The sequence below is a fragment of the Rania fehmarnensis genome (genome assembly GCF_056494185.1).
Map to the genome: position 1 here is coordinate 5,290,475 of NZ_CM151398.1, position 25,592 is coordinate 5,316,066.

Sequence of the window (25,592 nt, forward strand, 5' to 3'; positions counted from 1 at the left end):
AGTCGCCTACCAGTATAAGAGAGCAAAATCGCATTTTTTGGTCACGAAAACCAAGAAATCCGACAAATTAAACAGCGATCCACGCGACACCCTGGTCCGCAGCCGTCGAGACTGCGAAAACCTTGGATAAGTCTTCGACTTGGAGCGATAGCGACTTGCCAGCTTCGAGCGGGAACCCGCCACTGGTCTCAGCCGAATCGGCCGTCACGTTAGCCCCACCGACGTAGACCGACGCGGAGTTGTCGCTGTCAGCCAGGATGACCACACCTTTGACGAACGATGTCGTTTCGGCTGTGATCTTGGTCTTGGCTGTGCCGACTACCTTGTGTCCGGATCGAACCGGGTTCAGAGTTGTATCTTTCTCAACATTCATAGTTTCTTGCCTTCACCCCTTACAGGTACTTTGGTTGATGCCTTGGTTGTCGTATCTCGCGAGGAAGCCTTCTGTGCCCTCGCTGCTGCGTCCGGATTGCCGGATAGGTCTCTGACGCCAGATGCTTCGCCTGGAGGCGTCTGCGTGGCAGCAATTCGCTTCAAACGGGCAACGTGATCCTTCTGTGCCTGTTCGAATTCGTCCTCGTTGAATCCGAGTGCCAGGGAGCCTGTCTTGTCGCCCACCAGACCCTGCTCTTTGGCCATTTCGATGATCTTTGGGTCGCTCGTTGTGTACGGTGACGCATCGATCTCGCCGTGAATCTTTTCGATTACAGATTGAGGTAGCTTTGGACCCAGCAGTGAACTTACTACCAGTTTGCAAGCTTCCTTCTTGACCGTCTGACCTGGGATGGACTTGGCCAGCTCATGGAACTGCCCGGCTTCCTCGATCTTCTGTTCGTTCGATTGGAGGGACCAACGTTCTGGGTACTTGATCACAGCCACCCGTTGCTCGGACTCTTTGGTCGACTCGTAGGCTGCCCAGTGGGCAGCGATCTGACGCTCGCCGGATTCGAGCACCAGGCCAATGAATGACAGCCCGGCTTCCAAGCCTTGGTTGTCCATCACTTTGCTCTCCGCGCTCGCCTGGGTGGCAAGGTTGGTGACTGCCAAGTTGACCAGCTGCCGAACTTCATCCTTCAGCGCTTCGCACAATCCCAAATTGGCATTGAGTGGGTCGCTTGATGGATTGATGAAGTCAGGACGCTCGGCTTCCAAGTCGTAGTAGCGACCCTTCATCGAGCCCACTTCGATCTTTTCGTCCGTCGCACCTTGTCCACCGGCCATCGCTGATCCATCGCTTGCAACCTTGTGCAAGTGAGTGCCACCAGCTCGCGTGTCACGTTGTTCGGTGTAGATCGGGAACGAACCTTGAACACCGTATGCGACGTTCGATGACCAAAGGTTGAGCAATGCGATCTGGTGGTTGCAGATGTCTCGCATGAGCGAGTCACCAAGGTCCATCATGACGAACGGAATCTTGGTCAGCTCCAGCTCGACTGGCAAACCTGCTTCATTACTATCCTTGTCGAACAGCTGAACGTTTACACGTCCAGTTTCAGGGTTGATGAACACGTAGCGATAACGTTGTGCAGTGCCGCAGGGCATGTTGTACGTCGGGTCGTAGTCAACGCATGTCTCGCGAAGCAACACTGAGTCGAATGCCGAAGGGTCTTCAGGGTGGGAACGTTTCCAACTGAGGATGTCTTCGGGTGCGAACGGGTACAAGTAAGGTTTGAAGCCACCAGCATTCAGCAGCGTGCGAGCTTGTACTTGCGGTGCGTCGATGTAAACACCAACTCGGCCTATGACCAGCAAGTCTTCGAGCAGCGATTGACCGATGAACGATGTCATCGAACTACCACGGTTGTCAACGCCATTGCCTTCACCCTTGACAGCTGTCTGGAATGCAGATGAGCCACCGGTTCGAGTGACGTTAGCCATGCGTTGGAAGATGCTGCTCCGGATGTTGTTGATGGCTGCTTTCGCGTGTGACGGGATTGGGGTCATGTCACGACGAGCGTTGAAGTCGTCTTGATCTTCACGCTTGCTGAACTGTTTCAAGTATCGGTTCAGAAAATCATTCCCGCCTTTGTAGCAGTCTCGCCAGCGAACCCAATCTTGTTCGGCAGCTAAGTAGAACGGATGCTTGATCGAACTAATTTTCTTTTGGTCTGCCATGGTTGTTCCAAGAGGAAACCCGCCAAGGATGCACTCGAGAAGTGTGGCGGGTGTGTTGTTAGATTCCGGAGATCGAACCAGCTTGGTTCATTGACGGTGCGAGACTCAGTGCGATCTCGGCATAGGTCAGCGCGTGCCCGTAGTGATCGGGACCGGTGGATACATAGGTAGAGTACGGGTTGCCCAGCTCGTCTTTGGCGTAGGTTTGAACCAAGTTGCGAACGTGACTTTTAAACTCTTCGTTGATGTCGCGAGGTAGCTCAATGCGGTTCGTGCGGAAGCGACCGAGTGCCATGCTCAACCAGAATGTTCGGTCGACCGTTGCCATCGGGGCTCCGGTCTCTTCATCGCTGATCGAGATTTCGTTACCAGTCACACCCTTTCGATAGCGGCATAGCCAAACGTACTTGCGGAACTTCTTAGCAAAGCGTCGAGCATCACCGATCTCCGGATCAGCATCACACACGTTGCCAAGGACTTGCCATTCAACCATCAGCTCTTCAAGTCGCTTGAAGCCACTGCCGTTTTGGTCAAAGCGTCCGTAGTCCAGCAGTCTGCCGTGTGCGTTTCCGTTGATGTCTTTGCCCGGTCGACCAGTTAAGAACCATTCAACAACGACGTAGTAGCCAGTCTTACCTTGGTCAGCACCCATCGTGATCAATCGACCACCACGGTTCGGTCTTGGGTCCTTCGTCGTGTGTCCGCGAAGTGCCTTCTCGATCTGATCCTCAGTGACTTGGGCTCCCTCACCGATGAACGGTAAGCCAAGCTTCGAGCGGTTGAATTCAGCTGCGGCATACTCGTCGCCATAGCCTTTGAAGTGAGCAACCACTATCTCGCTTGGATTCACTGTGAATGAATACAGCTGGCTAATGTGGAACCCACGTCGATCAGGGTCGCCGTTGGTGTTGGTTGCTTCCCACTTGCCGGTTGATAGGAATTTTGGCTTGTCTTGTTGGTGCAGCTTGTTCTTGCACTCTTTGCACTTCAGGTATGACTCTTTGGTGCGGATGTCGTTGACACCTTCACCAACGATTCCGATGCAATCTGGCCAAACTAGTTCAGTGCGTTTCGAGCATGCTGGGCACTGGAACGTGAAGTGTTCTTGAGTGGACAGCAGGAATTCTTTATGCACACCGAACTGTGGAATCGTCGGTGTTGAAATGAACCAAACCTCTTTGTGGAGCTGACCGCTCAATCGTTCGAGAGCGAGAGCAACAGCTTCCATCGACATTTCGTCGTATTCGTCAAGGATCAGGACCGATGCAGGAACCGACTTTAGGTTGCTGCCTCCGCGCGATCCACGGATGTACAAGCACTGAGCACCAGCTTGCTTGAGCCCAACGGTGTTCGTTGCTGTGAAGAGGTTCTTGATGTACGGTGATGACTCGAGTGCTCCACCAAAGCGTGCTTTGGAGAAGTCAGTCGCATTCAATGCAGTTGGGAGAACGTAGAGGACATCGCGTTTACCAACGTCGAGTGTGTAGAACGCTCGATTGATCCCAACTTCGGTGAAGCCAGCCTGGGCTGACTTGAGTGTGACGTTGAAAGGTGCCTTGCTGTCAAGAATCTCCTTCACCCATGGATGGTACTTCCAAGAGTAAGGGCCAGGGAATGGACTGCCCATCACACGTCGACGGGCAGACCACCTGGAGCAAGATAGAAGTGACTTCCCCTGCAATCCGTCAGCTACTTGATTGGCGAAGACGGATGCAAGGTCAGACATAGTTTAGCTTTCTTGGTGACAGTGGCGTCAGCAGTGTCGCTGACATCAATGGATTCGCCATTGGCCGGTTTGGCTGGGGCTGGTGGTAACGGAAGAGGTTCAGGAGTTGTCGCTGGCAGAGTTGGAGCGGGTGCCATGAACGGCTTGGACGGGTCGAGGATCGATGGTTTCTCAACCTTGGCTGGCTCGACTTGCTTGGTCGTGACGAACAGCGATTCGTGCATTTCAGCACCACCACTGGTCAGAAAGCGAATGCCGACACCACTGGCCGGTACTTCGACTTCGGTGACCATGCCTGCTTCACTGCGAGACGTGCCAACATCGGGCAGCTCCACTTCGAGTACGTCGTAACCGACAGGTGGAAGCTGATACGTTGGCGTTGTGATTTCGATTGCTCGTGGCATCGTGTTAGATCACCTTGTAATCTTTAGCGGGTTTGGGTAGTTCGATGCCTGGGTCGTTGTCGTCGGGCTTCGCACCATCGTCATTCCCACTGTCGGGATTGATGACGTTGGTGTTGTATGCCGCGCGGAGCTGATCGCGAGTGCGAGCACCCGTCATTCGATTTCGCTCTTGACCACCGGACATCACGATAATGGTTGGCAAGCTTGTGACTCCCATTCGCTGTTGCGAACCGGATTTGTCTTTGTCCACGTCAACGACGTAGATCAGAATGCCTTCCTTGCGGAGTGCTTCGATTTCCGGCTTGAGTGCCTTACAGGGTTGGCACCACGTTGCGGAGAAGACGACGATGTAGTCGTCCATTTCGTGCCCATCCACTTCGATCTGTGGGTGGGGCACTACGATGCCGGTCAACACTTGCGGGCTCGCACAGTACGCTTTGCATGCGTCCGTGCAGCCCATTGTCATCAGTGCGAGACCGGCAAGGATTAACTTCAGCAGGTTCATAGCAGGTAGTCCAGGTTTCGTTTCTTGATGCCTTCGTACTCGATGAGGGCGTAGGAGTCGCCTTGCATGAGAGCACGATGAATGTTACGTGCGTCGGACCAGAATCCACCGGGGATGCATCCGAATTTGTGTTTGGGTCCATACAGCCATTCCAGTCCCCACGAGTTCGCGAGGCAGCCACCATGTCGACGACTCTTCGTGTCAATCGCACATAGGAGCATGGCGTGATTCCAGATACGATCTGCGGTTAGGAATCCATCGCTGTCGAGTCGTTCGTTGTAACCAACGTTCGAGCCAACGATGACTGGGTAACCGTTTGCGACAACGTCGCATGCTTGCTTCCAGCCCTTGTCAATCAACACGGCTTTCAGCTTGTGCTTGATGGCAAGCTTTTCAATGTGCTCGGGCAAACCTTGACCACGGCGCGAGAGCGTCTTTGCAAGATCTGGTCGATAATTGGTGACATCGAAGTTGGGGTACTTACCGCGAGGTAGCGAGCCGTACTTCTCAAGTGCTGCTGCAACCCAAGAAATACTGGTGCCGTCTCGATTGCCTAGTACACCACCAGCAACTTCTACTCGGCTGAGTATGTAAGGGACTTCCGTGCTTTGCTTACCGCACCATTCTTCCGGCTTGTCCCGTAGGACTTGAACAGCGTTGACGTGTTCGATGCCCAGAGCAGTGGCCTGTGATCCACAGTCACCGATCTCTTGGAAGTGCGGTTCGAATTCATGCCCTGCAACAGTCTCCCATGCTTTCCAAAGTCGGACGATCTTTCCATCGCCATCACCACGGATGTCCACGTCGTGATCTGACACGAGCGGTTTGTAGTGGCCTGCGATGAACTTCTCTTGAGCGCCTTGGACTTGTACCCAACCACCGTCAATCACTCGATCTGATGCGAGAGCACGTCTAAATTCAACCGCAGACAGTGATAGGGCTGCTGCGGCTGCGACGAAACTGCGGCGGTTTAGCATGTTGGGTCATTCCGATGCTTTGAGGGCGATGGCAATCTCTCGCCACACGATCTCGTGTTGTTTGATGTCTTTCAGCTTGCCAGATTCGGCCATTCGATTCAGTTCGACTCTCACCGTTTCAGTGAACGGTGACCAGAACGGCTGATTCGTTCCCAATGCTTCGCGATTGAGGTTTGCAGTTGCAGTGAGTGCATCTTCGGGAGTCTTAACGACTCCAGCTGAAATCATGGAAGCGACGGAGTTAAAGTTGCCAGCTAGGGCGACTCGCTCCAGTTCTTTGTTGGGTGAAGCGACTTGCGTGATAGCGTTGATGATTGCTGTTGCGAGCGGTGAGCCTGCTGGCTTGACCGGTGCGGGAGCTGGGTGTGCTGGATCAACCTTGGCGATTGCTTTCTGCCCAGGTAGTGTGAAGTCGATGGTGAACTGCTTCATATCGATGGTGCCGTTCTCTAATGAACAGGCAACTGTGATCGTCTGCGTGCAAGGCTTACTGCATGCAATGAGCAGTTTCTTGCCACCCTCGATCACTCGCGATACGTTGTCACCACCGGGTGCAACGATCCATCGAAAGTTGGTTGCTACGCTGGCCGATGCATCGATTTCAAGAAACACACCAACGTCTGCACGTTCAGGTGCAGCGATGAGTAGTGCGGCTGTCGATTGGTCTTTCGGCTTGTCAGGCGTTGCGGGTTCTTTGGCGACTGGTGATGCAATAACGACTGGTAATGGTGCCACCACGGTCGCAGAGTTGCTTTCGATGCCTTCATGGCTTTGATGCGCGACTGCCGTCCGTTGGTAAACCGTTGCTGCTGAGAAGATGGAGATTGCGACGACAGCGATCATCGCCCCCGAGATAACTGATGCGAACGTTTTCATGGTGCTTTGCTTGGCTCCGACAAGACAAGAGACCCAGCTAGGAGCATGGAGCACGCTGCTGGGTCTCTTGTTGTGCGATGGTTGGTGCGGTGCGGTTTACTTGGCGGCAGGTGCCTTTACCTGCTTTCCGAACATTGACAAGACGACGTTGATGCCGGTGACGAGACCACCGATGCCAGCGACTACGTCGGGATTCTGCGCGACGACTTCGTGGTTCATCAGGTAGGTGCCGGTGCCAGCGATCAACACTAAGGCGTTGAGGATGATGTGCGGCCAGTTGCTTGAAAGGAAGTTCTTCATGGTGTTTGTGATCACTTTCGTGTACGGGTTTATCTAGGTCGACTCTTCGTTGGTATCCTTCGAAGCACTGACTTCCGAAATTATTCGTTGTGTGATGCGATCAACTCGCTCTTCATAGTCACCAAGGTCTTTCAACTCTTCGTTGATGATCTCGATGATCTGTGAAGCAACTCTTATCAGCGTGTCCTTGCTGAGCATGTTGCCAAGTCTCACTTCAACAGCTGACGAAGTCTTGACCAACTTCTCCAAGATCGTGAAGAGGTTGACCAAGGCGGGGACGACGAGCATCGATTCGGCATCAAGCTTTTCGAGTTGCTTCTCGATCAGAAGTCGAGTAATCGCAATCTCTTCGCGCAGACTGTAGATCGCATCGTGGTTTGCTAGGTTAGATACCCGATGGTCAGTACGCGCTTCGCTGATCAGATACTGTCGCCGCTGGTAAGATTTGGACGCTCGTCCCCCACCATGAGCCTCGCACTTGTCAGTTCCCGGCAGAGATCGCGATGTGCATTGACCGGCTGGAGTGATGCCGGAACATCGGTTTGGGTCATCGGCTGGAACTAGTTCGTTGCTTGGCATGGTTCGCTCTCGTGGTCTGTGCGGACGAAGGTGTCCGCTACCCATCTAAGAGAGCAAAACCACTAGTTTTTGGTCACGTTCTATAAGAATTCCGAAGAAAAAGACAAGAAATCTACTTCTACGCGACGATATCGGTGTATAATTTGCCTAGTTCCAGGGCGAAATTGCCCCCAAACTCATACTTGGAGTGACTACAATGCCCTACCAATTCAGTCTCAGGGGTATTCCGGTGACGTGCGATACCCTGGAAGAACTGCTCGAAGCCGTGCATGCCGGACTGGCCGATGCCCGGTCGCCACAGGAGGTTCATGCCACTTTGGGGACCAGCAGCTCCGCGCCGCCCGGTATAGAGCCAGCATCGCAAGGCAAAAAGCGGCCAGATAAGCCACAAGGCAGTGGACCAAAGAAGGCTTGGGCTGAAGCACAAGCTTACGCAGACGAGCATGGCGTCACCATCGGTGAAGCGCGCTCGATCATTGCGAGGAAGAAGAAAGATGCAATCGCCCAGGCCATGGGCAAGGTGACTGAGAAGACAGTCGCCAAGCCATCGAAGAAGTAACTACGCTAGGGTCGGTTCCTTACTCAGCATGCGATGAACCAGACTCTTGCTCCATGACTTGCCGCCCGGCGTTACGTGTCCTTGTGAGTTGATGATGTCCGAAATTTGTTCGAAAGTGTTGCCCGCATTACGCAGTTGCTTCATCTGTGCAAGCAGTGTATCCGATATCGTATGCACAACCTTCTTGCCTCGCCCTCGCAGATGCTCTCTGCCCTCCCAGTGCCCAGGACGTGCTGAACCCAGCAGCACCCCTCGGGCCTTGGCGGCAGCGAGAGCATCTTTGGTACGTTGGCTGATCAAGCGTGCTTCCTCTTCAGCAACAGCTGCGAGGATGTGGATGGTCAGTCGATTGGCTGTTGGCATATCGCAAGCGATGAATTCGATGCCTGATTCCATGATCTGTGCGGTGAATAGCACGTTGCGAGCAAGGCGATCAAGCTTTGCAACCACTAGCGTGTGCCCATTCGACTTGCATAGCGCGAGTGCTTTGCCTAATTCTTCGCGATCCGTCTTGCGTCCGGATTCAACCTCAATAAACTCAGCGACTACGTCGTATCCGCGAGCATGCACGAGATTTGCTACGTGTGCGCGCTGGGCTTCGAGCCCCAGTCCACTGCGACCTTGCTTGTCAGTCGATACACGGTAGTAAGCAACGATTTTGATTCTCATTGATTTGATCTCCTAACTTAAAACATAATCCCCCCTGCCTATAAGTCAAAAGAAATGTTAAAGAATTCTTCTGGATTGAAATACATACGACAAGTTCGACCGGCAAAGGACCCGTCCTTGCCCGCCGACTTCGAACTTGTCACTCGATCCGGAGAGACGGTTCCCTTCACCCTGGCCTGGGACAACATCGCTCAGTTCGCTGCGTGGTTAGGATTTGCCAAGGGCGACGTAGATGCTCTGATGGAAGAGCTGTGTGGCTGGGATCACATGACCGGTGCAATTTGTGACATGGACGGTGGACCCGAAATTGACGAAGATGTTTTGCATGGCGATCACCCCTGACCGGTAGGTGTCTCAGCGTGTGTTGCGTGTTGCAATGTTCAACTCTCGCTGTCTTTCCCATCCCCGGTATCGGTATCGCATAGGGGCATGCAGTTGATGTTGCGTCTTCTGCATGCCCCGCTTTCTTAGATGGCATCGAGCATCGGTGTTACTCGTGCCAGTGTGGCTTTCTTCTGCCGGGCGATCACTTTCTTGAACAGGGCAATCAGTTCCTTGTCGTCCTCATCCGTCAGCTCGATCTCGTTGAAGTCGCCGTAGCTGTCGACGAAGACCATGCGGAGGTCGTCAGTGTCGCACTGCTCGATCCTGGCCAGCTCATCCATCTCTCGCGCGATGCCCTTCAGCTGCTCAGCTCGTCGTTCCAGATCGTTGCTCATCGGTTGGTCTCCAGGGTAGGTGTCAGGTCGTCTGTCGCGTGTTGCTGCCCTACAACCACCGCTCGACGAGGAAGTGGCCTGGAATTCCGCAAAAATCGGCCGGAAAATGATTATCTTCCCTCCCGACACCTGGCACTCAGTCGCAGGTTGGTCACACTTTTCCTTGTTTTTCAAGGGAAAACAGTGCTATCACCATGACCTTTCAGGTCATTAAGTAGTAATCTGGAAGTTACATTGCGCTATAGAGATAAGAAAACACAACTACAAGAAGTTCTCCTATATAAGAAAGTAGGAGATCAGTTATTCATTAGGCTGCACTTTCCCTGGGAAAAGCACATACTCGCCCTGCTAATGGGGTGGGAAATCGAGCGAAGAACCTCCACCCTCATAAAGACCCTATGGGTTGTCAGCACCACCTGATTGTACTAAAGACCCGCTGAAGGGTGGATTTCGAAAGCGGGTTTCGATGTTGGGACCCTTGTAAATACACGCGACACGCTAGTGAAGCGCGCCGTGCGGCGGCTGTCACTCTGAAAACTGTCGCATGAAATGAGCAGTTTCGCCCGGCCTTTAAAATTTCGAGCCCTGGATTTCAATCGCCTCGCCAGGGCGATCTCGGTGAGGGCCCTTGAAGATCGTCGCGGGAGTCCCGATTTTTCGCGTGTCACGCGAGACAGAGGAGCACCGGGTGGGGTTGGACGGGACGTGCCGCCTTTGACGGTTGAATTGACCCTCCCCCTACCATCGACACAACCTGCGTGATCGTCACACGCGACACGCTAGCATGCCTGGACAATCGAAACAATCGCTACGTTACAATCTTGTTGTCCGTCAAGAGTGCGCGACAGCTGCGGCCGGAGCCCTGCGGAGAGCTACACCATTAGCTATCTGCAATGTAGGCGATATCCACCTGCCTCGATTCATAGCGTGTTGCGTGTCACAACCCGCACGATCACTACAATCGTCGTAACCCGTTGCTGTGTAGGGTGTTGCGGGTCGTAAGCATCCTGCGGAGGGCGCTGTTCTAACCGTGTGCGCGAGCGCGGAGCACTGGTAAGGGCTGCAGTGGTTATCGCGGTAATACCCAAGGGGGCGTTATCACCCCTACGATTCGATCACAACTGCGATCGGACAGCTGCGGCCGGACAGCTGCGGCCGGACAGCTGCGGCCGATGTCTGCGGCCGATGTCTGCGGCCGATGTCTGCGGCCGATGTCTGCGGCCGATGTCTGCGGCCGATGTCTGCGGCCGATGTCTGCGGCCGATGTCTGCGGCCGATGTCTGCGGCCGATGTCTGCGGCCGATGTCTGCGGCCGATGTCTGCGGCCGATGTCTGCGGCCGGTAGAATCCTTCACAGATTCTTTCCGATTCTTGTTTGCCTACAAAAGAATCTGGAGTAGATTTGAGTGTAGTCGATGACGCAACACGTCGACCACAGCAACACGCAACACGCAACGGAAAGACAATGGCAACGAACTATCTTCCCGCTTTTGACAAGCAACGCGCTCGCAAGCTTTGTGCCGATTGTATGGCATGCAACAGTCTTGCCGAAGCTGCCGATCGTATCGAACGTGAGGCCGATGCCCTACTCGCGATTATTACCGAACGTAACGACCGTACCGAAAAAACAGGTGCGCTCGCTGGTATCAAATGGGTGAATAACTTCCGGATGTTGGCGAAAGCACTTCGTGCCGGTCGTGCGGCCTTTAAGATATTTGCCAAGGGTAACGTAAAGTTGCCATTTTACTGTTATAGCGAATTGCCCGAATTTACCTGCCCCGGCGCTGGTGAATGTCTCAAATTTTGCTATAGCTTTACTTGCTGGCGACACGTCGGCGCGTTTATGCGTCAATTGCAGAATACTCTGCTAATGAAGTTCAAACGCTCTGTGATAGCTGTAGCGTTTATGGCGATTCCAATGAATAAAGGGCATGATACCATTACGTTTCGACTCTACGTCGACGGCGATTTTCGGGATATGACGGTTCTAGCGTTTTGGATGGGTTTGCTGAAGAAGCGGCCGGAGGTAGTCACTTACGGCTATTCCAAGAGTTGGGAATTGTTCGATAAGTGGGGAAAACAGGGTTTGCCGTTCCCTAGCAATTACGTGCTCAATTTGAGCAGTGGTAGCAAGTATGCCGATGATGCCGATTTGAAGGGTCGCATGAAAGACCTGGCTGTGACGCGCGGGGAGTTTGTAGCGGTTGGAGCAGCTGTATCGTGTGCGAAGGGTTTTGCCCGATTTGCCGATAAAGACTACCATGCGGCCGTTCGGACAGCGACGCGCGAATATGCCGGTAGTGCCAGAGTTTTCAGTTGTCCCGGTCAGTGCGGTTCTTGCCTACCGGGTGGCAAGCATGCCTGCGGACAGCACGATTTTCTAGTTACAATCGGCATAGGCTTCCACAGCTAGGGGACTGCAATGCGGATTATAGCGATTGCATCCCCCGAGCTGATTGTGAGCCTTGTGATGCTTGGTGGAATTATGGGATGCATCATGGTGGGGTGCGGCGTGTTATGTCAGCTATGCTGTCCACGCCGGTTGTGACGGCGCGGAACCTTGCGGCCGTTTAACCTTGCGGCCGTTCAACCTTGCGGCCGTTGAACCTTGCGGCCGTTCAACCTTCGGCCGTTCAACACGTCGACAGCTGCGGCCGTACGTTCGATCACAGCTGCGGAGCACTGCGGCCGTTCGATCACAGCTGCGGCCGTTCAACGTCGACAGCTACGGAGCCCTGCGCCCGTGCTTTCGATCACAGCTGCGGCCGCAGGGCTACGGCCGATGTCTGCTGCGGCCGGTAGAATTCTTTCCGTATTCTTCAAGATTCTTGTTTGACCACAAAAGAATCTAGTGTAGATTTGAGTGTAGTCGATGACGCAACACGTCGACCACAGCGACACGCAACACGCAAAACGCAACACGCAAGGGAAAGAATGATGTCAGTTAGCTTTCAAGTTACACCTGTTTACAAGTGCGCCCTAGTTCGCGAAGGCACTATCAAAACGCAACCACTAGCCAATAGTTCGGCGCGGGCTGGCGCGGTTGTATCGGAATTGCTGAAAGACTCTCCTAGCGAGCAAGTCGTGGTTGTCCTGGTAAACACGAAGATGACGGTCATCGGGGTTGTGCCGGTTACGCAGGGTACTCTCGATGCATCGCTAGTGCACCCTAGGGAAGTATTTCGCCCTGCAATCGTAGCAAACGCAGCTGGCATGATAATTGCGCACAACCACCCTAGCGGGAACCTTACCCCCTCGCGCGAGGACTGGGCTATGTTTGATAGCATGACGCAAGCAAGCAAGATGCTAGGGATTGCCGTTCACGATAGTATCATTGTGAATGAGGATGGCGAATATTGCAGCATGAATTCGAACCCTCGCAATTAGGCTATCGTCGCAGCTCCGGCCGTTCAACCTACGGCCGTTCAGCTTGCAGCCGGAGCCCTGCGGCCGTTCGTTCAACGTCGACAGCTACGGCCGTTCGATCACAGCTGCGGCCGGAGCCGTGCGGACCGGATAACTGCGGCCGATTCTTTCGATTCTTGTTTATCTCCAAAAGAATCGTGTGTGCGGCCGTTCAACCTGCGGCCGTTCAACCTGCGGCCGTTCAACCTGCGGCCGTTCAACCTGCGGCCGTTCGATCACAGCAACACGCAACACGCAAGGGAAAGACTACACCATGGACACACAAGCCGTTTTAACGCGCATATTCGATGCAATCGCTACAAACGACAATGATGATTTCTTCGATGCAATGGAAACATTGTTCGAGTGGTTGAACAAAGGCGGGTTTGCACCGGTTATGCCGGATGTCCTGCCTGGGGGGCGTAAGAGGATTGGAACGACTGCAGCGCACCATTTCGCGCGCTCCTATGCAATCCAAACGATTGATTCGAATGCGCTGGGTGCGCCTTTTGAGTTCGTCCGTTACGGTTATGACGAAAATGCAACTCACACGTTTCCACTAGTGCAACCTGCGGCCGTTCGATAACCACAGCTGCGGCCGATGTCAGCTGCGGCTGGACAGCTGCGGAGCCCTGCGGCCGTTCTGCCGATTGTCGTTTCACACGTCGACAGCTGCGGCCGTTCAACCTGCGGAGCACTGCGGCCGATGTCAACTGCGGCGATGTCACTGCGGCGATGTCAACTGCGGCGATGTAGCTGCGGAGAATTCTTTACGATTCTTGTTTGACTCCAAAAGAATCGGGTGTAGATTTGAGTGTAGTCGATGACGCAACACGCAACACGATAGGAGCCCAAATTATCGATGACGAACAATCCGAACGGATTGTGCAGCTTATGCAGAATATGTGCATGTTGCTGTGTAATCTGATTGATCCGGTTTCGCGGAAGATGCAGGTTGGCCTGCTTGAAACGGATCTAACGATTAAGCGGCTGACGGCCATGCGTGACGATTGTCGCGAATTTGCCGACCTGCTGGACCGGCGCGAAGACCCCCAGGTCGACGACGCCTAAGATGCTCGAAAAACGGCTACGGAAATTTGATTCCTAACAGTGCCTAGCAGCGTCACAAACTGCTACAGAAAACGAAATGCCCTCGGTCCAGTAATTTGGATCAAGGGTCGTTCATTTCTATCTGTATAATCTTGCCAGAATGATCTAGGTGGTAACACAATCTTAAATAACCTAACAGGCGCTCATTTACGCACAGGTCTTTGTTTCTCCACGGCTGTTTGCAGCCCTCATTAGCTCGTGAGCCCTGCGTACTCGCTTGTTAACGCAGTTCTTAGTGATTCCCAGCCGTTCAGCAATCTGTAGCATTGTTAACCCTTGAAGACGAAGTTGGACGATTTCTCTAAGGTCATCTGGTAGTTGTTCAACCAATTCGTTAAGCACCTCCATCATTGGACGAGTTTGGTCCAGGTCTTGCATTTCGTCTTCTGAGGCAGGATCGATGTTCCCGTCGACAGTTGTCTTACCGATCTTTGACAATCTACCCATTTTCCTAATCGTGTTGTCCACGGTCGCGTTGGTGATCTTCCTGACTAGCCAGTTAATCTCATCCAGGTTAGTTGGAAGCTTTCCGCGCTCTCTAAGGACATTCAGTCGAATGAGCACATCCTGAACTACGTCATCCACGTAAGCGCCGATGTACCCTGCTCGCTTCTGGACTGCAGCGCGAATGTGGGGCGTATAATGCTGGGCGATCTCTTCCCAGCTTAATTGAGATTGCATCTTGTCCTCATGCATGTTTATGTTCCGGCCCTGCCTGTTAGCTAGTCACGTTCATGCTGTAAGCGCGCCTGCATGGCAGTTGATCCGAATGGTGCTGACCAAACAGCCAATACCCCCCATGTTCGCCAAACTGCCATGGGAAGTTTGACATTGGTGAATGACAAGTTTGGTCAGTTCACGAAGTGTCGCAAAAGATGATTCGCATTCCTTGCGATCAGCTGAGAACGGACTTCGTTCTCACACGCTAACCACCGGTCGATTAGAAAGTGGCTTAAGAATCTGCCAGCTTTTCCAAGTTATTCCGAACCCCTGTTGCTACAGTCTCCCTAACTGCGAGTGGTTTGCTAGCCGTCGAACAATGCCACATAATGGGTAAAAGTTCCAGCGGATATTTTTCGGTTTCCGTACCTAACGGCGAAGTGCGAACCCCTGGGTACACGTTATCACGCTAGTGCTGATGCTGCGATCTCATCAAGAAAAATTCAAGTGTTGTACAGTGAACTGGACAATAACTGTACAACGCGCCCGAAAATCCCGCAGCAAATCGATGGGTCGAGAAGTGTGATTGACCCAAGAAAAACAAGGGAATAGCGGAGGAGGGATTCGAACCCCCGACACGCGGATTATGATTCCGCTGCTCTAACCAACTGAGCTACTCCGCCAAGAGTTCCACTTTTTTACGGGATCAGTCGGGCTTTGGCAACCCCTGTCTGGGACATGAGATTTGAGCCGTTGGGTAGCGTTTTCGGATGTGTACTGATTCTGCGGCGAAAGCGACAGTGGAGATCAGTGAACGCTTAGTTGACGGCATTCTGACTTACAGAGGCTGGTAGCTTAGGCTTCACGCAGGCGGGAAGCCTATGCCACTGCGTCCCAAAACTCGCTAGGATCAAATGGCTTCTCAATAATGTTGTCACGATCGCAGGTCCAGTTAACACCGTTGGCTAGGAACCAGGGCTAACGCCGCTAACGCCCTCGGCTTAGGTTGAGGTTCGCCAGGCGACGATGGTCTCGATAATCAGAATGCCAATGGCGGCCACCAGCAACCAGCGCCACAGTTTTTGACGCCCCTCCAGTTCATGCGATTGCGACAGTCTGGCACTGGAACGCAATTCATCGGCCGAGTTGCTCTTGCCCGTAACCACGCCGTATTGCTCGAAGCGATCGATATCAATCGGGTCCAATTGGCTTTCCGATAGCGGCAAGATCACCGCGATCTGTCGACGCTGGCGGTCCTCGCTGAGCCAATACAGGCCCGGAGTATCGAGCGTCAGCGTGGAGCCGCTTGGAATCTCAACGGGCGACCCGTCTAAATGTGTGACGGTCAAACGATCGCCGCCACTGGCAGGTATCGCTTCCCCTACTTCGTAAATTGCATCGACGATCAGCGAACGACCTTGCAGATCGAACATGCCATACATGAGTGGTACGAACTTGGTCGACAGTGCCAATTGACTGCTAGTGGCTTGCCAACCTGCGGTCAGTAACCACAAATCACCACGCTCGATTTTGCGATGCACTACGGCCGGGGATCGATCCTCGAAACGAGCCACCACGCGATAGTCGTTGGCCAGCGTCTTCGATATGTTTGAGTCTTCAATTACTTGCTCCGGCAATTTGAGTATGCGATGGTTCCAGAATCGCACTTTGCCAAAGTCGTTGAACTTGGCATCGGCCAATGGCAGAAACAACGGATGTCGAAAATCAATTTCGCTCCATAACGCAAACTTGTCACTATCGGCTTCGCCAATGGTTATTGGTGCCTGCAATTCTAGTAAGCTCTTGATCGCGCCAGCAGTGTCGGCCGCTTCGGTCGAACTCTCCACCATGGGGCGCGCTAGCACAATCACCGCAGGTTTACCTGATGCGACAAACTGTTGAATCAAGTTTGCTTGTGCGACTGAGAGGGGTGCTTCGATGGCCAGCCCGGCCAATGTTTCGTCTTTAATTGCCTGGCCCAGCTGATCGGCTGGCAAGCGTTCGATGGTCACTTGGCGAACTTGAGTGCTGAAGGGCACCTGGCTCAAGAAAAAGAATAAATCCTCTTCGGGCTTCTCGCGCTGTTGGCCCACGAAAGCGATACGTTCGGGCCGCGGCGCGGTCCGTGGTATGTCTAATTGGTTATCAAAGCTCGCTTCATCACCGGTCAACAACAATCGAGAGGCTTGGCCGATGGGCAAGGCTATGGGTACGACGCGAGCTTGCCCAGGCGGTACCTGTACGCGCACCGGTGGGGTCGACTCTACCCCCGACCACTGCAACTGCAAGTCAACTTTTTCCGAACCCTTGTTATTCTCGACGCGCACACGCACCAGGTTATCTCGCTCCGGTATGATCTTGGCAGGCGCGCTGCCCGCAGCCTCACTCTTAGCGGTGCTAGTGCTGGCTGAGTCGTTTGGAACGGCTTGCATGAGAGTAGCCCGCGCATTTCCACCGTGCTCGGGCGAGATACGCCTCACATCTAAACGCACGCCTTCAGGCCAGGCGAAACCTTGCAACGCCTCAATACCACTGCCTTCGTGCAAGTCACTGATGAGCACGATCTCGCGTTGGTTGTCATCTTCAGCGGCGGATGTGCTGCGCTCTTGCAAGATCTCCACGGCGGATATCAACGAATCCGCGAGCCGAGTGGGTTGATAAGTTGCCTTGAGCCGGCCGAGCTCTGCCAGCACAGCCGAGTGTTGCGCTGCGGGTGTCGAAATTGCTTCGCCTTGTTTCGGAAGTGGTAATCGCAGTTGCAAACGCGAATCAAACGTAGCCAGTCCGAGTGCATCTGTATCACCGAGTCCACGCACATATTCTTCGGCCGACTTAATCGCCTGCTGCCAAACGTCGGGCCGCTGCATACTGCCACTGGTGTCGACGAGCAACAGAATCTCGCGCGTCGCCAGTTGAGAGTCAGCCAGTTCCACCGAACGCATAAAGGGCCGCGCAAAGGCGAACGCAATCAGGAGCAGGGCCAGCGCTCGCAATAGCAGTAAAAAGAAATTGTCGAGTCGACTGCGGCGCGTCAGACGCGGCGGCGAGGGTTGCAGAAACATCAGCGAACTAAACTCGCTCTGACCACGCGGTTGGCGCCGAATCAAATGAAATAAGATCGGAGCCGCAATCGCCAGTGCAGCCAGTGCATACAGTGGTGCCAATAATCCCAAGGTCTCTGCCCCCAAAGTGTTTGAGCGAGCCGATAGTTGTCTTGTACCATTCTACGGCAGGGCAAACCAATAAACTATCGGACTCGCCCCTCCCGAATCTTGCTGCGCTCGATTCGACCTCCCCATGCTCTGCGCATGGAGAGGTGACCGTCACCTCCACCGGCGAAGGAGAGTGCTGATTTAATTCCAATTTGCTCTGGCATGGGTATTATGGTTGAAGAGGCCGACGTTCCAACTCGGTGCAATCATTATGCTAACGAACCATCGCGATTTTTTGTTTGAGATTCGTGCGTCGGATCTGGCGATCTATAAGCGTGTGCTGCCGCTCAAGTCGCCCCTTTTAGATGCGTTGGAGATAGTCCCCTGGGAAAGTTTCCGGCCTGAGCTGGAGAAGTATTATTGTCGTGAGGGAGGTAGGCCCACCCTGCCAGTAATCCTCCTCCTGAAGGTGTTGTACCTGCAATATCTCTATCATCTATCAGACAGCAAAGTCCTAGAAAGAGCCAGTTCGGATTTATTGTTCCGCTGGTTTCTGCAAGTGCCGATTACTTGTAAGTTGCCGGACGGAAGTACTTTGAGTCGCTTTCGGGGTCGCATCGGAGAAGAGGGGATGCAGAAAGTTTTCGACCGACTGATCAGCTTCGCGCGCAGCAAGGGCCTTGTCAGCGATCGGTTGCGACTTAAAGATGCCACACACGTCTATGCCAATATTGCTGTGCCCACCACGTTGAAACTGCTGGCGCAGCTGCGAGAAAAGATGCTCGCTGCTATCGAGCCCATTGATGCTGAGGTCGCTCAAGGATTCCGTATCCGAACCGATCGAAGCCGCGTCGAAACCGAGAAAGAATCCGAGGAGATTCGCCTTGATGCTCGTCTGGATTTAGTCGGCGACATCCTGACGTGGATGCTCGAGCAGCCCGATCCATCCCAAGAGAGTGATTGCCAAGAGTCTTGGAAACGATTCATCGAAGTACGTGCGCTCGCTCAAAAGATCGTGAGCGATTGCTTGAACCCAGGTCAGGGTGATCGCACGCTGAGCGTGGTTGATAGCGATGCCCGCCGCGGAATGCATGGCGAGTTTTACGACGGCTATTTGGTCGATGTGTTGATGGACGCCGATAGCCAGCTGATCACTCAACTTGAGGTGCTTCCGGCAAACGGTGCTGAGGCCCAAGACGCGGTTCATCTGATTGAACGCGAACAGCAAGCTCATGGCAACAAGATCGAACAGCTATCCCTTGACGGCGCGGGATTTAACGGGCCAATGCTGCGCGCGTTGGAAGGCCCTGGCGGGATGGAAGTTGATGTGATCACACCGCCGCGTGACTTCGGCAACGATGAAGGCTTTGCTTCGACGGCGTTTGCATTGACCTCAGACGGCGAGCATGTGACATGTCCAGCTGGCCACACATCCAATAAAGGATTTCAAGATGCCACGAAGCCTAACCGCACGACGTTCGACTTTCCGGCTAAGAAATGTTGGGGCTGTCCGTTGCTCGCGCAGTGCAACCCCAAGATGAAAGAGACCAGCCGTCGAGGTCGACGAGTGAATAAGAATGAGTATGAAGAAGAATACAAACGTGCTCGTCAGAAGTCCAAGACAGAGCAATACCAACAAGTCCGGCGTGAGCATCCGGCCATCGAACGGAAGTTAGGGGAAGTGGCTCGGCACGGGCGCGGTCGTTGTGCAAGATACTGCGGTCTGGCAAAAGTGAAGATCCAACAACTGATGACATGCTTCACAGTGAACGTCAAACGACTGGCAAAACTGCTTGCCGTGGAGCGCTGCGCACCGACTGTCGCAATCGGGTGAAAAAAGCCGTTCAAATCGCCGCTTTGGGCAGTCTGGGCTAAATTTCGCCTCGAGACGAACCAGGATTCGTAAATAACAACCTCCCCAGCGCGTTGAGTCAGCAAAAAAACAACCGCCCCACATCAATAAGAGACTACGCTTTGCTATTATCGCATCGCTCTCCGAAGCTGGGGGAGGTCGCAGACAAGGCGTTAGCCGAAGTCTGCGGGAGGGGGCACAGCGCCAAGCAAGACTCCTGCGGTACTAACCACTCGCACTGCCCCGCTGCAGGGCTTCGATGATACGATCGACATCATAAACGCAACCGCCCCACGTGCCACCGCCCACGCGTTGCAAAGCTGCCCATAAGCGCGTATCGTCGGGCAGACGAGCATCGGCGTGCAAATCAGGATGCAGGGTGCGCATGGCCAGCACTTGAGCCCCCGCCTCGGGCGTTAACGGCTCCTGTTTGGAACCGATGAAATGGATCGAGCCCGAAAGATCGCGACGATTCACAATCACTTCGATCATATCGCCGTCGCGGAGTTTGCCGATTGGCCCGCCGGCGAGTGCTTCTGGTCCCATATGTCCCACGCACGCGCCTGTACTCACACCAGAAAAACGCGCATCGGTCAGCAACGTCACATGCTTGCCGAACTTCAAGTACTTCAAAGCCGATGTCAGTTGGTACGTTTCTTCCATACCAGTGCCCAGTGGCCCACAGCCCATCAGCACGATCACATCTCCAGCTTCGATCGTGCGATTGGTTTGCTTCTTGATCGTGGCAATCGCTTCGCGCTCGCTGGTGAAAACCTTCGCAGGTCCCGTGTGCCGAAACACGCCATCGGCGCCCACGACTTCGGGATCGATGCTGGTCGCTTTGATCACGGAACCGTCGGGACAAATGTTACCGGTGGGCAACACAATCGTACTGGTCATGCCACGCGATCGTGCAACGGCAGGCGGAATGATCACGTCATCGGGATCAATTCCATCGCGAGTCTTGAGCAACTTGCGCAGCTCGGCACGACGTGAACTTTCGTGCCAGCGATCGAGAATTTCGTTCCAAGTCAGTCCGCTGACCGTCAAGCAACTGCTATCGATCAAGTCCGCTTCGCGCAGGTGCCACATGATTTCAGGCACGCCACCTGCCAGGTAGAGTTGCAGCGTTGGATGATTCTTGGGACCGTTGGGAAGGACATCCACAAAGCGGGCGACTCGTCGATTGGCTTCGATCCAATCATGGACGGTGGGACGAACAAGGCCAGCCGCATGAGCAATGGCCGGGATGTGCAAGAGCAAGTTAGTCGAACCGCCGACGGCCGCGTGAACCATAATCGCATTGCGTACCGCAGCGGGTGTCAAGATTTGTTTCAGCGCGAGCTTCCGCTCGGCCAGGTGCATCAATGCCTTGGCCGATGCGCGAGCCATATCTAGCCAAATGGGTTCACCGCTGGGGGCCAGGGCAGCATGTGGCACCGTCATCCCTAAGGCTTCGGCCACAACTTGACTGGTGGCCGCGGTCCCCAAGAATTGGCAACCTCCACCGGGACTGGCACAAGCTCGACAGCCGGCGGCAGCGGCATCTTCCAACGACAATTCGCCGTGCGAATAGCGCGCGCCAATCGTCTGCACCTTGGCCGTGTCTTCGCCTGAGATGGGTGGTAGCGTCACGCCGCCTGGGACGATCACACCTGGCAGATCGCTGGTTCCGGCGAGAGCAATCATCGACGCTGGCAAGCCTTTATCACACGTAGCTACCGCTAGTACTCCAGCGCGGCCAGGCAACGAACGAATCAACCTGCGCATGACAATCGCCGCATCATTGCGATAAGGCAATGAATCAAACATCCCGACCGTACCTTGCGAGCGACCATCGCATGGATCGCTGCAATAAGCGGCAAAAGGGATACCACCTGCGGCAGTGATTGTTTCGGCAGCCGCGCGCACTTGCAGTCCGACTTCCCAATGCCCCGTGTGATACCCCAAGGCAACCGGTTGACCGTTTTCTGCGCGGAGGCCACCCAAAGTGCTAAGCAGCAAGAATTGTGGCCCCGCCATGAGCTGCGGATCCCAGCCCATACCCGCATTCTGAGTCAATCCGAACAGGTCACCACTAGGCCATTGACGCAACATCTCGTCAGTTAAATCCAGTGAACCACTCGGTCCAGCAGCTCGAGTTCTATTCTGCTCTGCTCGCTCGCCGCTGAGCGAGAACCATGAATCCATGTCAATTGCCAAAGGACGACCCTTTCTGTGGTCTGCGATCGCGCGGGGGATTAGTCTAGGCCAAATTGTAAACTCTGCCGTGCAAATTCGGGAGGGTGAGGCTTCTCCGGCCCCACCGAGCTTGCCTCGGTGGACCGATGACTGATTGGCTAGGCCGCTGGCCCCTAGCCCACCATTCGTGCTTCCACCGACGCAAGGTCGGTGGAGAGCAGCTCGCGAATAGTTTATGTATAAAGTGTTTGGTCGACCGGAACCAATGCTACTTCCAACCGATTGACCAGTGTTACCGCTGAGCGACTTGCCGAGTGCTAATGTTTGAAACGCAGAGTCCGCAGAGGCCGCAGAGAAAAGGCTGTCTTCTCTGCGATTCTCTTTCTCTCTGCGTTTAAAAATAAGGAACCCTCTAACCAATGTTTCTTCCAACCGATTGACCAGTATTACAGGTTGGCGACTTGCCGGGTGCTGATGTTTGAAACGCAGAGGCCGCAGAGGCCGCGGAGAAAAAGCTGTCTTCTCTGCGATTCTCTGTATCTCTGCGTTTTATATTAAAATACGGAAACCTCTAACCAACGTTTCTTCCAACCGATTGCCCAGTGTTACAGCTTAGCGACTTGCCGGGTTCTGAGCAGTTGAGGACAGCTGCTCTACGTTGTGTCGAGATCGGCTACTGGGATGTGTGTCGAATTGGTTGGGGTTACTGGTGTGCTTCAGTTCGCTGCGTTGATTTCGAAACCAACTGGTGACCAGGGCGAGTGTTTCGGGTCGAGGAGAAAATTGTTGACCGATGTGATTGTCGAGCTCTAGCCATTTGGAAATGATTGCGTTTGTCTTCTCTATTTGCCGCTTGGTCTTGGGCGCCGCCAGAGCGCCTTCGACGACTCCGCGGCGAATCAAATACCAGACCTCCGGATGCTCGACCGGCGTCGGCTTGTAGATGAAAGTAAAACTTTTGCGCGCCAGCGCTACGTCGCCCACGCGTCGAGCCAGCCACTTCACGGCTTGCAAGTCATCGCGCAAGCGTGCGGCTAATTCAAAATGCATGCGCTCGGCCGCGCTGGCCATTTGTTCCTCTAGCCAATCCACCGGGCGGCTATCGGTGCCAGTCAAAAACTCGCGGGCTTGTCGCACCTTTTCATCATATGCGGAGCGTGTGCAGCCAAAGGTACATGGTCCCATACATGTTGCAATTTCATAACGTATGCATCCGGGCCTGGGCGAAATGTCAAAGAGCTGCAGTTGGTCGCTAAAGCTAAAACGCTGATCGCTACTACAGTCACGCAGCTTGAATAAGCGGTTGAGCACCTCCACCGCGTGGCTGGCTCGAGTTGCTCCGTGAAATGGACCGACGCAACATACGCTCTTGGGGTCTGGGTTGCGCGACGTGTACAACTGTTCCGCTGGACTGCGTCCCAAGCAAATATGAATTGGGCGCTGGCGCCGAGGGATGCCTTGCGTATTAAATCGTGGTTGCAAGCGACGAATCAGATGTTGCTCTCTCAGCAGCGCCGCAAACTCCGTAGGTTGAGTCTCCCATACAATCGACGCGGCCGATTGTACGATGCGGCCAGCCTTGTCCTCTTCATTGTGCGGCAGAAAGTAACTGAGCACGCGATTGCGCAGACACTTGGACTTGCCCACGTAGACTAAACGGCCATTCCAATCCACCATGCCATAGACGCCCGGCGTCTTGGGCAAGTTGCGACGCACGAGTTTCTGAAGGTCGCTACGATCGTCGGCAGCAATGCGAGGCAAGGACTCGCGCTGGTATGGATAAAAGGGATCGGCACCAAAATCGACAAAGGTCGTTTCGCTCCAATGCGCATCCATGCTCCGCTCCTTGGTGATTGCAAACCGTTATTCCCTTCCGCTGCTGCTCACCAGTGTAACGCTTGTCCACCCCGTAGCGGAAGCCGTCAAGGCTTTCGAGATTGCCATCGCCCCGTAGCGGAAGCCGTCAAGGCTTTCGTAACGTTCAGCCGCGTGGTGTTTAGGGTTTTGGGTGGCACTGGCTATGCTGCGCATTGCCAGTGCCACCCATGCTGTGACGCATTCCACTGCGCATTGCTAGCATGCCACTGCGGCTTTTCCAGCGCCGGCGCGGAGTTTGGGGCAGTGGGCGTGCCACCACTGGTGAGCCCGCTCGTAGTTCCAATCGTCGGCATCCACGCAATCGGCCAGAGCCGCATCTAGCTGGCAGACTGTGTTGTAACGTTGATCGGGATCCTTTTGCATGCAGCGCAGCACGACAGCTTCCAGGTCAGCTGGAATCTGCCACGGCACTGCTCGGCTCATGGACTGCGAAGGAGGTGTGGGGATTTCATTCAAGTGTTGCAGGATCAGGCGCATGGCATGCGTCGCAGAAAATGGCGGCTTGCCAGTCAGCATGTAGTAAGCAACCGCGCCCAGGGAGTAGATATCGGATCTAGGGTCCGGAGTCTCTTCACCCAAGGCTTGCTCGGGGGACATGTACAGCGGCGAACCCGCAAAGCCTCCGTCGATGGTCAAACCGGTGGCCATGGCTACATCCGTCTCCTGCAGGGCACGATCACCATGTAGGTTTCTGAGTGGTTTGACTAAGCCAAAGTCCAACAACTTGGCCACGTCGAATTGGCCACCGCGTTCGGAAACGAAAATATTGGCTGGCTTGACGTCGCGGTGGATTAGTCCGAGGCCGTGTGCTTCATGGAGTGCCGAGCAGATCTGTCGTAGCAAGTAGATCACGCGCGACGGTTCCAGCGGCCCAGCTTTATTGACCAGCTCTTGCAAAGTCAGTCCTGGCAAGTACTCCATTACGTAATACAGCGTGCCGTCGGCGGTGTGTCCGTAGTCGTAAATATAAACGCTGTTCCAATGGCTCAGCTTGGCCGTGGCCTGCACTTCGCGTTCAAATCGAGCCAACATCTTGGCATCGCCAGCGCGTTCGGGCCGGATGATCTTGATGGCACATGGTCGTCGCAGTAACTGATGTTCAGCCAAATACACTTCGCCCATACCGCCAGAACCGAGCAGCTCGCGCAGTCGATATCGTCCAAATTGTTTGGCTTCGAACATCTCACTGCGTAGATGATTGATCGTGCGCACGCCGATGATCGCGACGGTCGCCGTGGCTGTCAGTCCTAGCGTCATGTCGATCAGTGGCGCAGGATTGTTCCAGAACGCTGCGCGTGTCTCGGCGTGCACGGTCGCCGTAACAACGGCTACTGCCAAGGGCATTAAAGCAATGGCAATCGACACCAGAGCAGCTCGTCGCCATGGATTGGGTATGAACACCGCATGTGCGAAAATGAGCAGTGCCCAGCCATGTAACGTGACCGGCACAAGTTGTCCGTATTGATCGATACTGGTTATGAGCGTACGAACCGTGTGGGCTGCAAAAAACAGGGACGGCAATCCAAAGACCATCAATTCGATAGCACGAGCGCATACGGGCGACATGGGTTGATTACTACGCAACCACAGCGTAGTGCCGACCATGACCGATGTCACCGCATATTCGGCGACCATCCAAGGCCACGCGTCCCCAATGAAACCCAAGAATTTGCTGATCGTCAGCCAAATTGCAAAGATCGAAAAGCCAATGCTAAGTGCGAGCGTCACTGCAGCTAGACGAGTGCGCAGTAGTCGTAGAGCCTCTTTGGATTCACCGACACTGGCATCGACTATGTCGACCGGTCGACGACGGTCAGCAGCTTGTTGTGCCGCCAAGCGGTCACGGAACTCGATCCCTTGGACGTCCGCCGCATCCAAGGTCGCTTCTAAATCGCTGCTCATATTCGTGGTTATTCCCCAAGTCA

Annotated in this window: 23 protein-coding genes and 1 tRNA gene; 7 read left to right on the top strand and 17 right to left on the bottom strand. The window is 54.3% G+C overall.

Features of this window, described 5'->3' with window-relative positions; translation table 11 throughout:
• Positions 1 to 67: 67 nt before the first annotated feature.
• The 9 genes from SH573x_RS17935 to SH573x_RS17975 form a co-directional block, all read right to left on the bottom strand.
• Positions 68 to 373: a hypothetical protein gene (locus SH573x_RS17935; RefSeq protein WP_479349052.1), complete on the bottom strand. Its 306-nt coding sequence runs from the start codon at positions 371 to 373 to the stop codon at positions 68 to 70.
• Entirely contained in the window at positions 370 to 2,115 is a 1,746-nt protein-coding gene (locus tag SH573x_RS17940; protein ID WP_479349054.1) for a hypothetical protein, read from the bottom strand. The genes SH573x_RS17935 and SH573x_RS17940 overlap by 4 nt, the downstream gene beginning before the upstream one ends.
• Before the next feature lie 58 nt (positions 2,116 to 2,173).
• The gene (locus SH573x_RS17945; RefSeq protein WP_479349055.1) at positions 2,174 to 3,841 is read right to left on the bottom strand and encodes a phage terminase large subunit family protein; all 1,668 of its coding nucleotides are present in this window, start codon (positions 3,839 to 3,841) and stop codon (positions 2,174 to 2,176) included.
• The gene (locus tag SH573x_RS17950; RefSeq protein WP_479349056.1) at positions 3,805 to 4,245 is read right to left on the bottom strand and encodes a hypothetical protein; all 441 of its coding nucleotides are present in this window, start codon (positions 4,243 to 4,245) and stop codon (positions 3,805 to 3,807) included. The genes SH573x_RS17945 and SH573x_RS17950 overlap by 37 nt, the downstream gene beginning before the upstream one ends.
• Positions 4,246 to 4,249: 4 nt before the next feature.
• A complete protein-coding gene (locus SH573x_RS17955; RefSeq protein ID WP_479349057.1) occupies positions 4,250 to 4,660 on the bottom strand; it encodes a thioredoxin family protein in 411 nt (136 codons plus the stop codon).
• Positions 4,661 to 4,746: 86 nt separating this feature from the next.
• Positions 4,747 to 5,727: a hypothetical protein gene (locus SH573x_RS17960; RefSeq protein WP_479349058.1), complete on the bottom strand. Its 981-nt coding sequence runs from the start codon at positions 5,725 to 5,727 to the stop codon at positions 4,747 to 4,749.
• Between the two features lie 6 nt (positions 5,728 to 5,733).
• Positions 5,734 to 6,603, bottom strand: coding sequence for a hypothetical protein (locus SH573x_RS17965; protein WP_479349059.1), 870 nt, complete (start codon positions 6,601 to 6,603; stop codon positions 5,734 to 5,736).
• 96 nt (positions 6,604 to 6,699) lie between these two features.
• Positions 6,700 to 6,903 carry a hypothetical protein gene (locus SH573x_RS17970; protein WP_479349060.1) on the bottom strand — a complete coding sequence of 68 codons (204 nt, stop codon included), beginning with the start codon at positions 6,901 to 6,903 and terminating at the stop codon, positions 6,700 to 6,702.
• A gap of 33 nt (positions 6,904 to 6,936) precedes the next feature.
• The gene (locus SH573x_RS17975) at positions 6,937 to 7,482 is read right to left on the bottom strand and encodes a hypothetical protein (RefSeq protein WP_479349061.1); all 546 of its coding nucleotides are present in this window, start codon (positions 7,480 to 7,482) and stop codon (positions 6,937 to 6,939) included.
• A gap of 196 nt (positions 7,483 to 7,678) precedes the next feature.
• Here SH573x_RS17975 and SH573x_RS17980 point away from each other — a divergent pair, with 196 nt between their 5' ends.
• A complete protein-coding gene (locus SH573x_RS17980) occupies positions 7,679 to 8,041 on the top strand; it encodes a hypothetical protein (RefSeq protein ID WP_479349062.1) in 363 nt (120 codons plus the stop codon).
• On the opposite strand, the gene SH573x_RS17985 is transcribed toward SH573x_RS17980, so the two are convergent.
• A complete protein-coding gene (locus tag SH573x_RS17985) occupies positions 8,042 to 8,710 on the bottom strand; it encodes a recombinase family protein (RefSeq protein ID WP_479349064.1) in 669 nt (222 codons plus the stop codon).
• A 54-nt stretch (positions 8,711 to 8,764) separates the two neighbouring features.
• Between SH573x_RS17985 and SH573x_RS17990 the strand changes: the two genes are divergently transcribed.
• Positions 8,765 to 9,052 (top strand): hypothetical protein, encoded by a 288-nt coding sequence (locus SH573x_RS17990; protein ID WP_479349066.1) that lies wholly within the window; start codon positions 8,765 to 8,767, stop codon positions 9,050 to 9,052.
• Between the two features lie 125 nt (positions 9,053 to 9,177).
• On the opposite strand, the gene SH573x_RS17995 is transcribed toward SH573x_RS17990, so the two are convergent.
• Positions 9,178 to 9,429, bottom strand: coding sequence for a hypothetical protein (locus tag SH573x_RS17995; RefSeq protein WP_479349067.1), 252 nt, complete (start codon positions 9,427 to 9,429; stop codon positions 9,178 to 9,180).
• A gap of 1,465 nt (positions 9,430 to 10,894) precedes the next feature.
• On the opposite strand from SH573x_RS17995, the gene SH573x_RS18000 reads away from it, so the two are divergent.
• From SH573x_RS18000 to SH573x_RS18015, 4 genes are all read left to right on the top strand, one after another.
• On the top strand, positions 10,895 to 11,842 hold the full coding sequence (locus SH573x_RS18000; protein ID WP_479349069.1) for a GP88 family protein: 948 nt from the start codon (positions 10,895 to 10,897) through the stop codon (positions 11,840 to 11,842).
• Between the two features lie 521 nt (positions 11,843 to 12,363).
• Entirely contained in the window at positions 12,364 to 12,816 is a 453-nt protein-coding gene (locus SH573x_RS18005) for a JAB domain-containing protein (RefSeq protein WP_479349071.1), read from the top strand.
• 292 nt (positions 12,817 to 13,108) lie between these two features.
• Positions 13,109 to 13,420: a hypothetical protein gene (locus SH573x_RS18010; RefSeq protein WP_479349072.1), complete on the top strand. Its 312-nt coding sequence runs from the start codon at positions 13,109 to 13,111 to the stop codon at positions 13,418 to 13,420.
• 197 nt (positions 13,421 to 13,617) lie between these two features.
• The gene (locus SH573x_RS18015; protein WP_479349073.1) at positions 13,618 to 13,905 is read left to right on the top strand and encodes a hypothetical protein; all 288 of its coding nucleotides are present in this window, start codon (positions 13,618 to 13,620) and stop codon (positions 13,903 to 13,905) included.
• A gap of 186 nt (positions 13,906 to 14,091) precedes the next feature.
• Here the strand turns inward: SH573x_RS18015 and SH573x_RS18020 are convergent, their stop codons facing one another.
• From SH573x_RS18020 to SH573x_RS18030, 3 genes are all read right to left on the bottom strand, one after another.
• Entirely contained in the window at positions 14,092 to 14,640 is a 549-nt protein-coding gene (locus SH573x_RS18020) for an RNA polymerase sigma factor (RefSeq protein WP_479349074.1), read from the bottom strand.
• A 573-nt stretch (positions 14,641 to 15,213) separates the two neighbouring features.
• A tRNA-Met gene (locus tag SH573x_RS18025) sits at positions 15,214 to 15,287 on the bottom strand.
• A 318-nt stretch (positions 15,288 to 15,605) separates the two neighbouring features.
• Positions 15,606 to 17,777: a BatA domain-containing protein gene (locus SH573x_RS18030; RefSeq protein WP_479349075.1), complete on the bottom strand. Its 2,172-nt coding sequence runs from the start codon at positions 17,775 to 17,777 to the stop codon at positions 15,606 to 15,608.
• 250 nt (positions 17,778 to 18,027) lie between these two features.
• Here SH573x_RS18030 and SH573x_RS18035 point away from each other — a divergent pair, with 250 nt between their 5' ends.
• On the top strand, positions 18,028 to 19,590 hold the full coding sequence (locus SH573x_RS18035; protein ID WP_479349076.1) for a transposase: 1,563 nt from the start codon (positions 18,028 to 18,030) through the stop codon (positions 19,588 to 19,590).
• A 243-nt stretch (positions 19,591 to 19,833) separates the two neighbouring features.
• Here SH573x_RS18035 and SH573x_RS18040 read toward each other — a convergent pair whose 3' ends face one another.
• The 3 genes from SH573x_RS18040 to SH573x_RS18050 all read right to left on the bottom strand — a co-directional run bounded on the left by SH573x_RS18040 (position 19,834) and on the right by SH573x_RS18050 (position 25,569).
• Positions 19,834 to 21,798, bottom strand: a complete 1,965-nt coding sequence (locus SH573x_RS18040; protein WP_479349077.1) for a YjhG/YagF family D-xylonate dehydratase — start codon at positions 21,796 to 21,798, stop codon at positions 19,834 to 19,836.
• A gap of 603 nt (positions 21,799 to 22,401) precedes the next feature.
• The gene (locus tag SH573x_RS18045) at positions 22,402 to 23,625 is read right to left on the bottom strand and encodes a UvrB/UvrC motif-containing protein (protein WP_479349078.1); all 1,224 of its coding nucleotides are present in this window, start codon (positions 23,623 to 23,625) and stop codon (positions 22,402 to 22,404) included.
• A 237-nt stretch (positions 23,626 to 23,862) separates the two neighbouring features.
• Entirely contained in the window at positions 23,863 to 25,569 is a 1,707-nt protein-coding gene (locus SH573x_RS18050) for a serine/threonine-protein kinase (RefSeq protein WP_479349080.1), read from the bottom strand.
• Positions 25,570 to 25,592: the final 23 nt, after the last annotated feature.